Source organism: Prochlorococcus marinus str. MIT 0912 (assembly GCF_027359595.1).
GTDB classification, from domain to species: domain Bacteria; phylum Cyanobacteriota; class Cyanobacteriia; order PCC-6307; family Cyanobiaceae; genus Prochlorococcus_B; species Prochlorococcus_B marinus_C.
Map to the genome: position 1 here is coordinate 391,709 of NZ_CP114783.1, position 14,416 is coordinate 406,124.

General features: G+C 29.6%; 23 protein-coding genes. 10 read left to right on the forward strand and 13 right to left on the reverse strand.

What is annotated here, in order from left to right; genetic code table 11:
• Nucleotides 1-25: 25 nt before the first annotated feature.
• The 3 genes from O5640_RS02085 to O5640_RS02095 form a co-directional block, all read right to left on the reverse strand.
• Nucleotides 26-991: a fatty acid desaturase gene (locus O5640_RS02085; protein ID WP_269612955.1), complete on the reverse strand. Its 966-nt coding sequence runs from the start codon at nucleotides 989-991 to the stop codon at nucleotides 26-28.
• Nucleotides 992-1,734: 743 nt separating this feature from the next.
• Nucleotides 1,735-2,427, reverse strand: coding sequence for a peptidase E (locus tag O5640_RS02090; protein WP_269612957.1), 693 nt, complete (start codon nucleotides 2,425-2,427; stop codon nucleotides 1,735-1,737).
• A gap of 105 nt (nucleotides 2,428-2,532) precedes the next feature.
• Nucleotides 2,533-3,252 (reverse strand): SDR family NAD(P)-dependent oxidoreductase, encoded by a 720-nt coding sequence (locus O5640_RS02095; protein ID WP_269612959.1) that lies wholly within the window; start codon nucleotides 3,250-3,252, stop codon nucleotides 2,533-2,535.
• Nucleotides 3,253-3,555: 303 nt separating this feature from the next.
• Here O5640_RS02095 and O5640_RS02100 point away from each other — a divergent pair, with 303 nt between their 5' ends.
• Complete coding sequence (locus O5640_RS02100; protein WP_269612961.1) at nucleotides 3,556-4,287, forward strand: MBL fold metallo-hydrolase; 732 nt, start codon at nucleotides 3,556-3,558, stop codon at nucleotides 4,285-4,287.
• Nucleotides 4,288-4,311: 24 nt separating this feature from the next.
• Here O5640_RS02100 and O5640_RS02105 read toward each other — a convergent pair whose 3' ends face one another.
• The 3 genes from O5640_RS02105 to O5640_RS02115 all read right to left on the reverse strand — a co-directional run bounded on the left by O5640_RS02105 (nucleotide 4,312) and on the right by O5640_RS02115 (nucleotide 5,427).
• The gene (locus O5640_RS02105) at nucleotides 4,312-4,494 is read right to left on the reverse strand and encodes a hypothetical protein (RefSeq protein ID WP_269612962.1); all 183 of its coding nucleotides are present in this window, start codon (nucleotides 4,492-4,494) and stop codon (nucleotides 4,312-4,314) included.
• 60 nt (nucleotides 4,495-4,554) lie between these two features.
• Entirely contained in the window at nucleotides 4,555-4,887 is a 333-nt protein-coding gene (locus O5640_RS02110) for a hypothetical protein (protein WP_269612963.1), read from the reverse strand.
• 324 nt (nucleotides 4,888-5,211) lie between these two features.
• Nucleotides 5,212-5,427 carry a Nif11-like leader peptide family natural product precursor gene (locus O5640_RS02115; protein ID WP_269612964.1) on the reverse strand — a complete coding sequence of 72 codons (216 nt, stop codon included), beginning with the start codon at nucleotides 5,425-5,427 and terminating at the stop codon, nucleotides 5,212-5,214.
• A 188-nt stretch (nucleotides 5,428-5,615) separates the two neighbouring features.
• Between O5640_RS02115 and O5640_RS02120 the strand changes: the two genes are divergently transcribed.
• A complete protein-coding gene (locus tag O5640_RS02120) occupies nucleotides 5,616-5,822 on the forward strand; it encodes a hypothetical protein (RefSeq protein ID WP_269612965.1) in 207 nt (68 codons plus the stop codon).
• Between the two features lie 51 nt (nucleotides 5,823-5,873).
• On the opposite strand, the gene O5640_RS02125 is transcribed toward O5640_RS02120, so the two are convergent.
• The gene (locus O5640_RS02125; protein WP_269612966.1) at nucleotides 5,874-6,071 is read right to left on the reverse strand and encodes a hypothetical protein; all 198 of its coding nucleotides are present in this window, start codon (nucleotides 6,069-6,071) and stop codon (nucleotides 5,874-5,876) included.
• A gap of 85 nt (nucleotides 6,072-6,156) precedes the next feature.
• On the opposite strand from O5640_RS02125, the gene O5640_RS02130 reads away from it, so the two are divergent.
• Nucleotides 6,157-6,357 carry a translation initiation factor IF-2 N-terminal domain-containing protein gene (locus O5640_RS02130; RefSeq protein WP_269612967.1) on the forward strand — a complete coding sequence of 67 codons (201 nt, stop codon included), beginning with the start codon at nucleotides 6,157-6,159 and terminating at the stop codon, nucleotides 6,355-6,357.
• Between the two features lie 116 nt (nucleotides 6,358-6,473).
• Here O5640_RS02130 and O5640_RS02135 read toward each other — a convergent pair whose 3' ends face one another.
• Complete coding sequence (locus O5640_RS02135; RefSeq protein ID WP_269612968.1) at nucleotides 6,474-6,695, reverse strand: hypothetical protein; 222 nt, start codon at nucleotides 6,693-6,695, stop codon at nucleotides 6,474-6,476.
• A gap of 157 nt (nucleotides 6,696-6,852) precedes the next feature.
• Here O5640_RS02135 and O5640_RS02140 point away from each other — a divergent pair, with 157 nt between their 5' ends.
• The 5 genes from O5640_RS02140 to O5640_RS02160 all read left to right on the forward strand — a co-directional run bounded on the left by O5640_RS02140 (nucleotide 6,853) and on the right by O5640_RS02160 (nucleotide 9,362).
• Nucleotides 6,853-7,896 (forward strand): potassium channel family protein, encoded by a 1,044-nt coding sequence (locus O5640_RS02140; RefSeq protein ID WP_269612969.1) that lies wholly within the window; start codon nucleotides 6,853-6,855, stop codon nucleotides 7,894-7,896.
• Between the two features lie 95 nt (nucleotides 7,897-7,991).
• Nucleotides 7,992-8,243, forward strand: coding sequence for a hypothetical protein (locus O5640_RS02145; protein ID WP_269612970.1), 252 nt, complete (start codon nucleotides 7,992-7,994; stop codon nucleotides 8,241-8,243).
• A 259-nt stretch (nucleotides 8,244-8,502) separates the two neighbouring features.
• Nucleotides 8,503-8,754 carry a hypothetical protein gene (locus tag O5640_RS02150; RefSeq protein WP_269612971.1) on the forward strand — a complete coding sequence of 84 codons (252 nt, stop codon included), beginning with the start codon at nucleotides 8,503-8,505 and terminating at the stop codon, nucleotides 8,752-8,754.
• Between the two features lie 106 nt (nucleotides 8,755-8,860).
• Nucleotides 8,861-8,989 (forward strand): hypothetical protein, encoded by a 129-nt coding sequence (locus tag O5640_RS02155; RefSeq protein ID WP_269612972.1) that lies wholly within the window; start codon nucleotides 8,861-8,863, stop codon nucleotides 8,987-8,989.
• 19 nt (nucleotides 8,990-9,008) lie between these two features.
• Complete coding sequence (locus tag O5640_RS02160) at nucleotides 9,009-9,362, forward strand: DUF7326 family protein (RefSeq protein WP_269612973.1); 354 nt, start codon at nucleotides 9,009-9,011, stop codon at nucleotides 9,360-9,362.
• A 48-nt stretch (nucleotides 9,363-9,410) separates the two neighbouring features.
• Here the strand turns inward: O5640_RS02160 and O5640_RS02165 are convergent, their stop codons facing one another.
• The 3 genes from O5640_RS02165 to O5640_RS02175 form a co-directional block, all read right to left on the reverse strand.
• A complete protein-coding gene (locus tag O5640_RS02165) occupies nucleotides 9,411-9,953 on the reverse strand; it encodes a GIY-YIG nuclease family protein (RefSeq protein WP_269612974.1) in 543 nt (180 codons plus the stop codon).
• Nucleotides 9,954-9,991: 38 nt separating this feature from the next.
• Nucleotides 9,992-11,284: a DUF2130 domain-containing protein gene (locus tag O5640_RS02170; protein ID WP_269612975.1), complete on the reverse strand. Its 1,293-nt coding sequence runs from the start codon at nucleotides 11,282-11,284 to the stop codon at nucleotides 9,992-9,994.
• A gap of 145 nt (nucleotides 11,285-11,429) precedes the next feature.
• On the reverse strand, nucleotides 11,430-11,663 hold the full coding sequence (locus O5640_RS02175; RefSeq protein ID WP_269612976.1) for a hypothetical protein: 234 nt from the start codon (nucleotides 11,661-11,663) through the stop codon (nucleotides 11,430-11,432).
• Between the two features lie 234 nt (nucleotides 11,664-11,897).
• Here O5640_RS02175 and O5640_RS02180 point away from each other — a divergent pair, with 234 nt between their 5' ends.
• Nucleotides 11,898-12,065: a hypothetical protein gene (locus O5640_RS02180; protein ID WP_269612977.1), complete on the forward strand. Its 168-nt coding sequence runs from the start codon at nucleotides 11,898-11,900 to the stop codon at nucleotides 12,063-12,065.
• A 267-nt stretch (nucleotides 12,066-12,332) separates the two neighbouring features.
• Nucleotides 12,333-12,734, forward strand: a complete 402-nt coding sequence (locus O5640_RS02185) for a DCC1-like thiol-disulfide oxidoreductase family protein (protein ID WP_269612978.1) — start codon at nucleotides 12,333-12,335, stop codon at nucleotides 12,732-12,734.
• A 509-nt stretch (nucleotides 12,735-13,243) separates the two neighbouring features.
• On the opposite strand, the gene O5640_RS02190 is transcribed toward O5640_RS02185, so the two are convergent.
• Both O5640_RS02190 and O5640_RS02195 read right to left on the reverse strand, forming a co-directional pair.
• Nucleotides 13,244-13,471 (reverse strand): hypothetical protein, encoded by a 228-nt coding sequence (locus tag O5640_RS02190; RefSeq protein WP_269612979.1) that lies wholly within the window; start codon nucleotides 13,469-13,471, stop codon nucleotides 13,244-13,246.
• Nucleotides 13,472-14,010: 539 nt separating this feature from the next.
• The gene (locus O5640_RS02195; RefSeq protein WP_011293945.1) at nucleotides 14,011-14,367 is read right to left on the reverse strand and encodes an AbrB family transcriptional regulator; all 357 of its coding nucleotides are present in this window, start codon (nucleotides 14,365-14,367) and stop codon (nucleotides 14,011-14,013) included.
• Nucleotides 14,368-14,416 lie beyond the last annotated feature (49 nt).

The following is a 14,416-nucleotide window of genomic DNA, read 5'->3' on the forward strand; positions in this document are numbered from 1 at the left end:
TAAATCTAATATCAAACATATTAAATTAATAATTAAATTTAGAGTGGTTGGGTTGTTTCCAAACATATCTATCAATACTGTAATCCTTTTTTACTGCAACACAATTTGTAGCAACATGCCAAAGAGACTTGTGAATTGGAGTGGGGTTATATAGATAGACCTTAGAAAATTTATTTTTCAGTATTTTCGTAGCAAGTCTTGCATGATAGTGGGGTACTGTTGGTTCAATATGATGAATAACGTGCGTAGAACCTATTGAGTGATGAAGAAAATCTAATATTTTCCCATAGGGTCTATCTATAGATAAGAATGCACCTCTCATATAGGAAAATTGACTACCTCCAAGATGGGGAACGTCAGTATCTGTGTGATGAAGCCATGTATAAACCACTAGCCAAATATTAACAACAATTAGAGGGCCTAAATAGAGACTAATCATTGAAATAAATCCAAAATTCAAGGACCAAGAGGTTAGTAGAAGCAACATAATAATAATTCCCCAGTCTGATATCCATACCTTTTTTGCCCATATGGATGGCCAAAGTTTTTTTGAGAAGGGAGCTGTTGGCCAGAAATGATTACTGGTCCCATAACGAGGTCCACCGGTTTTACCAAAGAGTAAATATGCAGGCCATCCAAGAATCAAGTGAAGGAATAGTTGATTAAAGCCATACAAAATCCTTCCAAGGAATATTGATGACTCCATTTCACTTTCACCACCTTTTTTTTCAGATTGTCCATCGCCGGAAATTACAACAGGAACATGAGTCTCTCCATCAGTTATGTGATTTGTAAAAGCATGATGAACAGCATGGGACCTTTGCCATGAAAAGTATGGAACAAGTAAAAAAGAATGTAGACAATATCCGACGAGTGTTTCTAATTTACGATTATCTGAAAATGCACCATGTCCACATTCATGAGCTAAAACCCAAAGCCCCATTGAAGTTGTACCAGAGAGTAATGCATATAAAATCCAAATAGGTATCATTTCTCTAGTAAGAGGAATTGAGAGACCTAGCAAAACAACAAAAATCTGAATTATTACTGTCCTGGACAGATAAAAAAGAGATTTGTTCGTTTGTCGAGTAAAACAGTGCTTGGGTATCGCTTCTCTAACTTCTTTCCGTGAGGGGATATCATCGAGTGAAATTTCTAATGCTTTCCCATTTAAACAGAAGGAAGAAAAGTCCTATTGTTATTTTCGTTATTGACTCTTTCGAAATTAGTAAGCAGACTTTTTTCCAATTTTTATAACATGATTAAGGTTCACATAAGACGTTACTATTCAAGAGTGCTATGAGGCTATAGGAATTTCTAACTTTCACAAAAAATAGAACCTGCATAAACAATAAAATCTAAATAATTTCGATTATTACCACTGATTTATAATTAAAAAAAATCCTTTGAAAATTAATAACATATACTAATATGTTATTAATTTAGTTATTCCTACTTTCTGGATACTCTACTGTTCCGTCATCCTTCCTTACTGGTTTAGAATATAAAACTCTTAATAAACCCTTTGTATCCATGTTTGGACTTGTGATAAAAAAGCTAATAAGAAAGAAACCACCAAAAATAACTAATATAAATACAAGTGGTAAACTTAGTCCCATCTCCGAAAATGATAATAAGAATAAAAACATTTGTTGTACTATAAAATAAATAAATTCTTTTTAATTTTAATAGCTTTCATAAAGAGAAGGACAATTGTAAATGATTAAAAACAATCTATAATTGAATTTTTTCAAATGGTTTCTCAACAATTTTATTATCATCTAGGAATACATTATATGTATTTTTATTATTTTTAAAACTGACATTTTTAAATGGTTTACCGTTAATAAAGTGCATAGCGGAACCTCCTTCAATAGAAATACAATTATTTACTTTTTCTTCAAGTAGTATTTTCTTAACAAAAGGAATACGAGAAGGTTCTTCATCATAATGAGGGCAACAAGTCCCACTTATAAAATCTAAACAAGTTAAGATCCTTAATTCATTGTCCCATGAGTCTGTAATACCATTTGTAAACCAACAGATTGCCCCTGCACTTACTCCACTCATGATCACCCCTTCATTATAAGCATCTTTGAGTAAATCACTCATCCCCCAATCATTCCAAATCGCAAGCATGCTCTTGGTATTTCCACCGCCAACAAATACAACATCCTGATCCATAATAGTTTTTTTTATGTTTGTAGTTCTTTTAAAAAATTCAATATGGCTTGGTTTACAATTTAAGCGATTAAATACTGAGTAGAAACGAACTATATAGCTATCATTGTCTCCTGTTGCTGTTGGTAAAAAACAAATTTTTGGGCTAGTTTTTGCTGAAAGATTAAGTATATATTTTTCTATTAAATTAGACAAACTATTTCTTCCAAAACCACCACCACCTATTGAGACAATATGTTTTTCCAAAGTGCTATGGCAATGCTTATAATATAATACAACTTAAAAATAAAATAAGAGGTGACAAATAATCTAAATAAATAATTAAAAAAATAATTAATTAAAATCAGACACTTACCAGGGAATAATATTCTTATCCCAGCCTAAAAATTTTCCAGAATCAGATGGTTTTTGCTCAGAAATAATATTAATTAAATATTCAGAAGATTGTGAAGGACTAAAAAGTTTATTCTTAGGGACGGCTGCCTGAAAAGGTTTTGACAATTTTGTATCACAAGTGCCAGGATGCAAAATAGAAACAATTGATAATGGAAATTTTCTACTCCATTCAATACTCAGAGTTTTTAAAAATTGATTTTGAGCGGCTTTAGAAGCTCTATAAGAATACCAACCACCAAGCCTATTATCTCCGATACTTCCAACTCTGGCACTTAAACTTGCATAGGAGAAAGGAAGTTCAGGCCTAATAAATTTTTCAATGCTTTTAGCAATCAAAATTGGAGCAATAGCATTAATAGAGAAATTTTTAATGATATTAGACCGATTTATATGTGAAAGTCTTTTTTCGGGTTTTACTCTATTTGAATGAAGAAAACCACTTGTATTGATAACTAAACGAAGCGGCTTTTTAAAAAGTGAAATTTTGTTTTCAAATGAAGCAAATGAATGGTCATTCTCCAAATCTAAATAAATTTCCTTGTTATTAGTAAGATTTCTAGTACAGACAACAACATTCAAATTTGGGGATTTAGCTGTCAAATAATCGGAAATACATCTACCAATATCACCGGCACCAATAATTAGGGCTACTCCCTCCCAATCTCGAATTGTCATAGTATTTAGAGTTTAAGTAAATACTAGAAAAATAATTTCTTGAGCGAGGGGACAAAACACGAATATATAAGTATTTACTGTCAAAGATATAATATTAAAGTGTATAATTAAAATAAATACTTATACCATGGAAAATGATTGGCTGTATGAATTCCAAAAATATATTAAAAAATTTGCGTTTCTAATTTGCTTTATTTTGCTAATGTTATTAATAATATTGGTGTTATATTGATACCACTAATAAATGAACACCTCCGAATAATCCACCGTACAAAATAACAATAGTTATAATAGAAGAAAACTATGTCAATAAAAGCCACATACTACGGAGCAAATGGTTGGCTTATTGAAGTAGGTAAAACTAGAATTTTGATTGATCCATGGTTGAATGGTGATTTAACTTTTCCTCCAGGAGACTGGCTTATTAAAGGGGAATTGGCTAAAGAAATTGAAGTTCCTAGCAACCTTGATTTTTTATTATTAACTCAGGGGCAACCTGATCATTCCCATCCTCCAACATTAAAAAAGATAAATAAAGGCATCCCAGTAATTGCTTCAGAAGCAGCAAGTAAAATTGTAAGCAAAATTGGTTTTACTAAAATAAACCCACTCAAGCCTGGAGAAACATTTGTAAAAAACAATCTATCAATACAAGCGACATCAGGTGCATCTGTACCTAATCTTGAAAATGGCTATATTATTGATTCAGATTTAGATTCAATTTATATTGAGCCACATGGTTTTCTTGATAAAAAAATAAAGCCTCGGAATGTAAATTTATTAATTACACCAGTAATAGATTTCTCATTACCACTTGCAGGTAAATTCATTAAAGGTAAAACAGTACTACCTCAGTTGTTAAAGTTATTTAAACCAAAAACAATCTTAGCCAGTACAACAGGTGGGGATATAACATTTACCGGAATAATAAATCATTTAATCAGTGTTGATGGATCAGTTGAAGATATTAGTTTGTTAAAAGATACAAGTACTAAATTAATAAATCCTGAAACATTTAAAGAATACTTTATATAAAACTAAAAAAATACGGACTGTTAATTATGGTTTACTTTTCTCATCTTGCGTTACATAAAATTGAGAAACTTCGTTTAACATTTTAATGACAACTTCGTTTCCACACATTGTTCTTTCTTGAAGTCTCATGCAGGCTTCTTTGATATTTACAAACGCATCTTCTCTCATTTCTGATAGTTCATCTTCAGTATAATCGGCTTTAGACATTAGTACTTATATAATTATTAAGATAATAGTATAAAAGTACGATAAAAAATCAAAATCAATCTAAGTATTAATTAAATCTGATAAAGACTTAAATTGCTTTCGATATTTGACAAGAGTTTTTAAATCTGGAAAACCTTCTGTTGTTAGTTTAGATAAGAATAATTGCTCGAATCCAAGTAATTGCTGAGGAGAAGCTTTCTCATCAATTGAGCTGAACAAAGGTTTTGTCTTTTCATATAGGTTCATATACAAGTCTAAATCAGATTGGTTATCAAAAACAGAGCCGTCTTGAGCGGTGAAAGATTTTTTATTAATACTTTTAAACAAAAATAATGAAAGAAATACTACTGCTATCAAAATAAAAATAGCAATTGCTATCAATGTGATATCCATGAATTAGGTTATAATTTTAATACATCTTAGTAGAAAATGATTAGATATGGGAAATTATTTTTGGTAAAATGAGTATCTTGTCTTAATGCAAATGATAATTAATTGTATAACAGATGTAGAATATACATATTATTAGTATTTCCTTGTAATAAAAAATCAACAAGAGCAACTTAAATGAATTTTATTTTATTAATTGTAATATTGTTTATATTAACTATTATCTTTTTTAATTATTTAATCTATAGACGAAGAAGAGATACTTATCTTAAGGCCAGTAAGAAGTGGGATAGAATAGTTGAAGAACTAAGTCGAAGAAAATAATGTTTAATTATATTCTCCTGGTACATCATTCTTTTGTACTGTAACTCTTCCAACTTTTTTTCCTGAAAATCGTAGTAATTCATCTCCTGAAAATTCGTAACCTCTTCTTAAAGCAATCAGGGCAACATCATCTGCAGTTGAGGAAGAAAGTACTTCATCTTTTAAAGCGTCATCATTCTGCATTTCCTTTAAAAATTTTCTTAATTGATCTAATGACATTTAAGAAAGGCAAATATGAATATTAGAATTATTACTTTTGATTGTCAAATATCCAATATTATAAATATTACTACTATATCAACAAACCAGTAATTATTTTTAAGTAAGTTACCTAATAAATGAAAAAAATTGTATAATTTATTTTTACTAAAAATAAAATGAAGAAAATCCTAATTATATCTATCTTTATGTTTTCTTTTGCCACTACAGCCTATTCATATCCTGAAAGTCAAATGGAAGACTGTGTTTCGAGCGCACTAAGCAATCCAGCAACCAAATCTATTTCAAAAGATTCAATAACTAATTACTGCGATTGTGCTCTCACAGCAATTATTGATGAAAATAAAGATATTAGAGAATCAGGTTACGAGTGTGCGCAAAAAAACTTTAATTAATCAATTATTAATATAGAAAAATCGTATATATAAACTTATACATTACTAGTTCTAATAAAAATTCGCATCAGACTTACCCCAATCATTAGGTAATGCTAAAACCCAATCATCAATAGAGGTTCCCAACCATTCTTTATATTCTTGAAATATGCACCTTCTCACATTTTCATCTGATGAAGACTCCATTCGCGACACTGCATACGAGACAACAGTGTGAAGCGTCAACTTCAATGCATTATCGTCATTCATTTAATCAATTTCAATTAGCCTATCTCCACTACTAGCAATAAAATAAAAAAAAAACACTTAGATCTTTATATAATCATGAAGAACAATGGTTTTTAATGTGGCAAGATTGAGAGTAAAGGAGCTTGCAGAAGCCTTAAATGTTGATTCTCCAGAAATAATAGCGACATGTACACTTCTAAAAATACCTGCTTCATCACCATTATCATCATTATCAATAAAGCAGAGCAAGGAAATAATTGACTTTATTCAAAAAACAAACAATGTACAAAATAATGATAATAAATAATCATTTAGGCAATTATTACTTATTGATATAAGTATAAAGAGTCTCTAATAAATAAAAAGAAAAGAATTTTTAAACGGTATATAAAATTTTAAAAGAATGAAACCATTTCAATATATCTACAAATCATTTGCTTCTCTAAACAAAGCATCCTGATAATCTGATTCTTTTTTTAAATTTTCCATTTTAATTGGATCAAAATGATCTATGAGTGACTTTCCAAACTCAAAGATTTCCAAATCTGTTAACCCCTGATCGCGTAAACCTGCAAGAATTGCTGATATGTCCTGAAAAGCATCCTTACATAATTCTTTTTTGTCTTCAGATGTAAGAGATTGCATATTAGATAATTACTAACAAATTTAATTAAATCATACTATAAGCAATAATTGAAGCAGAATGATTATATAATTGGCTAGTTTATACCTCTTTAATAAAAAGGAAAAAACTTTCAATCAATAATCACTATACTAAAACAATAATGACTAAAGAATTAAATTGAATCTTATAAAAATAAATAAGTATAAAGGCTATTTGAAAGTCTGGGCAGAACCTATATCATTACTCATTTTTTTATTTTTATTCGGTGCCTTTGGATACCGCATTACAGAAGGTTGGGATTGGGGAGATTGTTTGTGGATGGTATTGATAACCATTACAACAATAGGTTTTGGTGAAGTAGAAGTTTTAAGTTCAGCAGGTAGAGTTATAACTTTTTTAATCATTGGAGGAGGATTATTTGTTGTTCAACTAACTCTTCAAAGGTTTATACAATTGTCTGAATTAGGATATTTTATAAAATTAGAGCAGCTAAGGTTAAGGAGATTAATTAGAAGAATGAAAAATCATGTAATTATTTGTGGTTATGGTCGCACAGGAAAAGAAATTGCTGACCAATTAATTAATGAAAAAATATCTACAATAATAATAGAAAGTGATTCATCAAGAAAAATCGAAGCCGAAGAAAAAGGGTTCAACGTCCTACTCGCAGATGCCACAATGGACGAAACATTATTACTAGCAGGAGTTAAAAATTGTCGCAGCTTAGTAGTTACCCTTCCAAGTGACGCTGCAAATTTATATGTTGTTTTAAGTGCAAAAGCACTAAATAATACTTGTAGATTGATCGCTAGGGCTGCGAACGAGGAAGCTGCTAATAAATTAAAACTAGCAGGAGCCGATGCGGTAGTAAGTCCTTATGTTGCGGCAGGAAGAACTATGGCTGCCTCTGCATTAAGACCAATTGCTGTTGATTTTATAGACTTGCTTGCAGGATCAGATTGCGAAATCGAAGAATTTAAACTCACCGATAATGTAGATAAAATCGAAATTTTCAATAGTCAAAATGAAAATATTTGTAATTTCTCGAAAAGTGGTGAGGCATTACTTCTAGCAACAAAAGTTTCTGGTCAATTAATGGGTAATCCTAAAGACAAGGTATCTATCTCTCCGGGAATGATTCTAATATTCCTTGGAAGTCAAGAGCAACTCAACAAGATTAGATTTGATTTGAAAGACGTATTAGTAAATCTAAATAATTAATCATTGAAATATCTACAGCGAGGGTAAACACTACATACACCCCATAACGAAAAAAAAAAAAATTGATTAGAACAATTTAAATTGAACTTCACTAGATGCCACTACAAACAAAAGGAGAGTTATCAAACAAGTTACGGTCCAACAATAAGCTTTCACAAATTAATGAAAGTCAATTTTCAAAAGACTATGTTGATTTCTTGAACGAAGCTGGTTGGAGATTAGAAAAAAAACTTCCATCAAACAGTAATAATTATTCGGACCTGCTAGAAGACACCGATTGGAAATCAAATGATATTGATTTAAGATGTTCAAAACACTACAGAAGAGATCTTGATGCCTTGAGTTGATACTTTTAGTATGTAGCTGAAGCTATAATTAATGAAAGATCTCATAAAGAGATGTATTGATAATTAATCATAAAAAGATGGATTCAACAAATCAATCATGGAAAGTATGGGTATTTGTTTTTTGCCTTAACATACTTGCTATTGGAGGGGCTGTTTACCTTAAATCAATTGGAATCGATCTTTATGCTTTTAGAGGTTCTTAGTAATTTGACTTACAGAATAATTTTTATATTATAAAGTTCATTTCTTAAAAAAACAAATGAAAAAGGCAATTGAAAGCAAATGGAAGAAAGCTATTGATAATATATTAATTTATAATCTTTATATATTAATATTAGGTGCTATATTCCTAGGTATTAGTTTTACATTAAGTGTTAGTGGAAACTCCGATTTATATAATTTGTTTCAAAAACTATGGTTTCCAATATTTATTCCATCATTAAGTTTATTCTTTACAGCAATATTGATCGAAACTATATTTAATAAACTTGTAGATCGAAATGATAAATAAAAAATTCAATGGTTAAGATTCCAACATTTAAGAATAATACATTGTTTTTATAATTAAATAGCATAAAATAAAGAAAAAATTATCACAGATGAGATTTAAAGTTTTCATGGTTAACGAACTAGGTAATTACCACGAAGAAACTGTTATTGCCAATAATGAAAATGAGGCAAAAAGGAATGTGCAGACTTTTAATCCTAAATCAAAAGTCTTAAAAGCTAAATGGGTCTATAAATAGTATTACAGCTTACAAAAACATGGAAGAACTTACTTATAAGGATCTAAGCGAAACAGAATTAGACGCCCTTAAAGATATGTACATATCAAGTAAAATTAATTCTATGACTGAAAGTGATCTAAGAAAATTTGTAAAGGAAATTATTATCGATCAAATTAAAGGAACTGTAGGCAATGCAGAAGAAAAGGAAGCATGGGAAGAAATTAAAGATCATTTCACAGTGGACTTAAGTCAAAAGATTCTTGAAGTGAAAGAAAAATGTAATAAAAATCCTAAAGTAGAACAAAAAAGCCCAGAAGAGATTGAATTTGATAGAAGGCTTGGTCTCCTAAAACAACAACAAGAGGAGCAGTCAAGTAAAGACATGTGGTAGTAAGACAATTAAAATACCCTATAAATATGATACTAAATTAAATTTATTTTATTGAAAGAAAATAGAAGCTATCCTAAAAATCAAAGCATATACAATAAAAATAATTAACTTTAAAAATCTATATTTTAATTCACTTAAAAATGATAAATATTTACCTGAGTGTAAAAATAATGAAATAAAGGAGTATCCAAATGATATTTTTTCCATCCAAACAATTGACTTAAGAAAAACAATATTAATATCGTTAATATTTAAAGAGAAAACAAATAAAAGAATAAAGAATAATAAACTTATAATTAATAGTGATTTAAAAATAATCCCTAATATTATAATCATAGTATGATCAAGTTGGTATATTCTTTGCTTTATCTCTTTAAGATGATGTTGTTCTAATCGAAAATACTCTGTTTGAGGGATTCTAAATTTTTTATACCGATTATGTAACTCTTTTTCTAATTTTAAAAAATCACTGGTATAAAATTTAGCTACAATATTATCTGGCTTAAGTTGTCGCATCCTACTCTCAAATTTTTTTGTTATACCAATTTTATATAAATCTCTATTTCTTATTAAATAAAGCCAACCACTCATATTAATAAAATTAAACTTATTAAAGATTAATGAGTAAGCTATGCGGCCTCACTTGTTCTTATAGATTTAAATTTTTCTCTCATAGTAGGATTGTTTCTAGTCAATCTTTTAACAGACACATCTTGGGCTTTGTCATTTGCTAATCTAAGATTTCTATCCGCACCAATTAAAGCATCTTTGGTTTTTTGCAAATGATTAATAGATTTATCAATCTCAGTAATTGCTGTTTCAAAACGTTTTGATGCTAACGCATAATTTTTACCAAAAGAATCCTTAAATAGTTCAAGGCTTTTCTCAAAATTGGTAATATCAATATTCTGTTCTTTGATAGCTGTTAGTTCAGATTTATACTCAAGGGCCTTAAGTGAAGCATTTCTTAGTAAAGAAATTATTGGTAAAAAGCATTGAGGACGTACAACATACATTTTTGGATACCGATATGAAAAGTCAACGATCCCAGAATTAAATAAGTCATTATCAGTTTCCAATAAAGAAACTAAAACTGCATATTCACAATTTTTTTCAAGGCGATCTTTATTTAACTCTTTCAGAAAATCCTCATTCTTCTTTTTGCTAGAAGTACTATCACATTCGTTTTTCATTTCAAACATAATTGAAACGATTTCGTTTCCTTCAGTATCGCTATCACGAAAAATGTAATCACCTTTACTACCAAAACTAGCATCATTGTCTTTTTCAAAAAAAGCATTAGGGAAAGCTGTTGCTCTTATTCGATTGAATTCATTTTCACAATGATGCTCAAGTGACTCACCAACCATTTTTGTGGACAATTTTATTTTCATATCACGAAGTCTCCCAATCAAGTCATCACGTTCCTTTAACTGAATTTCATATTTCATTTTTATAGATTTTTCAGATAATTCTCTTTGTAGTTCAACTTTATCTAAGTTATTTTTGATTTTTTCATACCCTTCTTTTAATTCAGTAACGGCGTTTGAAACTGCAACTTTTTTATCATATTCATTTTTTTCTCTAGTTCTCTCCAATAAATATGAAAGTGAATCTCTCTCTTTTTCGAAGGTATGCTTAATTTTATTCACAGCCAATGTTTTTTCAGCTTGAGATGATATCAACTGAGATTGAAGCTCTTGCATTTTTTTTTCGTTTACAAACTCAGCCTTTTGCATTTGTAAACGAATATTCTGAATAGCAAGATCTAAGGATTTCTGTTTATCCTTTTCAAGTAGTTCAAGTCTTTTGCTCAATTCTTCATCAAACTCTTGATCCCTAACCTGCTTTATGATATTCGAGTAATTATCTTCATCAATGCTGATAGTACTACCACATTCAGGACATTTGATTTCATTCATATCTGAATTAAAGAGACAAACCAACTATTCTCTCTTTTTATCTGGTTTGACTACGACAAGCAAGAATTATGTTAAACCCCAAAACCATCTATAAATAAAATTCAAGTAAATGCAAGATATTTAGGGAAAGCTGATTTTAAAAAAATTATTTTCTTGATGTTGGGTAAATCCCAGTCAAATCACCTTTATTTGCCTTAATGGCCGATGTTTTCCATTTATACCATTTTTTATTTCTTGAATAGTCTTCCTCCTCCCAAATTTTATTTTGAAATATCAAGATCCCACAAAGTATAAAAAAGATGAGCGCGCCCATGAAGACATGCCAATCAAGCATTATTGACGCATTTGAATAACGAACATAGGCAACGATTTTAAACATAGTGTTTTCCTTATGAACAAATGCGTTCTAAATGTGTACTTTGCAAATACTAAAGTATTTTCAAGACAAGTGAGTTATAGAAACGGACACTCATTAAAAAATTTAAATATGGATGACTAATTAAATAGTTATCAACTATTAGTATAAAATTATTTACTTGAGCAATAATTTTTACTACATTATATATATTTATATAGATACTAAAATATGATTAGAATAATTGAATTATTTAAAATGTCAGTACTAAACTTTGCTCTCGCACACTCAGAGCTTGGTATAAGTCACTTTACAACAGACTTAATTCTTGTTCTTTCATTCGCAATAGTAACCGCACTTCCTATGTCATTATTAAGACCTCAGATACAAGAAGATAATGTAAAGAGTAACGTTTTCAAAAGCTGAGAAGAAAAAACACACCTAAAATTAGTATTAATTACGTTATCAATTAATAGTATGATTTATCTCAAATCAATCTAATTAAATAGTGATTGAATCCTAAATCTATAAATTACTCAATAATATTTGAAATTTATATAGAGACTTAAACTAATAAACTTAAAAAAATAATTATATTAATTCTTGATTTTTTAAAACTCTTATCCATTTTATAGTTAATTAGACGCATTTTCAGTCAAATTGTATGTAAACTACTAATAACAATAAATAGTCATGTCAGACAAAAGTTTATTTATATATGATGGTGAATGTCCATTTTGCAATCACTTTGCGCAATTACTTGAATTAAAAAGCAGCCTTACTGAACTAGAAATTTTAGATGGAAGAAAAAATTTAGCCCTATTATCTCAACTCTATAACCAAGGCTATGATTTGAACAAAGGAGCAATTCTCATCAAGGATGAGAAAATCATGCATGGTGCGGATGCGATCAATTGGATTTGCTCTGAAATCAAAGAGCCAAGCGACTCACTGTTAGAAGTACTCAGGATTATCTTCACCTCAAACAAGAGGACAAATTTTTTATTTCCATTCCTTTTATGGGGTAGAAGATTATCACTGACGTTAAAAGGAAAGGTATGGCAACCAGTCAGCGAAAATAGTCAATATTATTAAATTTTCTTCAATCCCATTTCATATTTTCAAGTGAGTGAAGAATATTTAAATAGTTAGTAAGAGAAATTTATTTCAAATAAATGAATATTTTTCATTTAATACGATTAAGAGAAATTAGTGGTAGAAATAGTATAGATAAATTGTAAATACCCATAGCCTCTATAGCTGCTCATAATTCATATTCCACTTGCCAAGACATTGTAAATAATGCATGGCTGAGAAATTCTCATAAAGAGGGACTATTTTCTAATCCATTTGTAACATCAGTTTATTAGAGAATAGATCCAATACCTAGGAAAAGTTTAATATGTAAAATAAGAATTTTAAATCAAAGCTGAATATGCTTATAGAAATCATTGGGAATAGCTCTTCATTACTAGTTGTTGTTTTGATTGGTTTATCCATATATTTCGGAATCCAAGCTAAAACAAAAAAATAAAATGATGTTTATTTATCTAAATAATAACGCTGGAATCTAATCAACAAGTAAGAAAGCTCTTAAAAAATATTTAAACGTTCACTTGTTCAAGTAAAAACTTTTTAATTTCTTCAAGACTATGACCCCTCTCACGCTCAATACTTGAAATAGGTATCCAACTCCAATCTAAAAAGAGAGTAAGCATTACAGCAATAAAAATAGACAATGGCAAAAGAAGCTCAATAAACACATGTCGAACCATATAAATCAATAGGTCAGCAGAATTGGTAACAAATTCTTCATAGAGGGGATCAAACACGAAACTAAGATAGGTACAAGGTTATAAGGGTAACGAAAATAGAAATCATACTGTGAATATAAAAAATTAATGACAAGATAAAAAAGAGTGTATACCTGAATATTAAAAAGTGGGATTAGGCTATAAATAGAATGCTCATCAAGGGATTATCTCCAATACAATCGATCATATGAATTAAAGACCTAAGATTTTATCAAGAGGGCAATCAACTAATCCAAAAACAATAATACTAAAAAATAACATGATAAAGAATCATGAAAATAGAAAAAAACGATAATTCAAAAAGGTATTTGTAATTGGGTTTAGAGGAAAAAAATACAAATTTCAATAAAATCAAAAAAATTGAGTTATAAAATGAAATTATCCCTTGAAGGAAAAAGCAAAAATGCAAAGAAATAGAAAAGATACATCTCACTTGGTTTATAAACTATAGATGTATAAACAGACAAATATATCAAGGAACAATTCGCAAAAAAAAGGCCCGGAAGAAGATATGCTTCCGGGCTAAAACTAAAAATTTTGAATCAGTTTTTTTGGGATTAACCTTCTCCTTCTGGAACCAAACGAAATCCTTTACGTCCCATCTTAATCTCAAAATTATCACCAGGCTTGAGATCTAAAAGAGCTGTATAGGCCTTTCCTATCAATAGGTTTCCATTTCCTTGAACGGTAGCCACATAACTAAGCTTTCTTCCACCTTTACCAATACCACCAGCACTTTCAGCTGCTAGGTTTACACCTTTAGCTTCTAGAAGTGCTTCATAAAAAGCAGTATAGTTAAGACGTTCTCCGCCTCCTTTCTTGGTGGAAACATATCCACAAGCTTTAACAAGATCAGATTTTGAGACATCTCCCAAGTCTTTGACCTTGGCTAATAAATCCTTACCAGTGAGCATGATAAATAAATGGTTGTACTTATAATACTAACTTATAATTAACAAACTT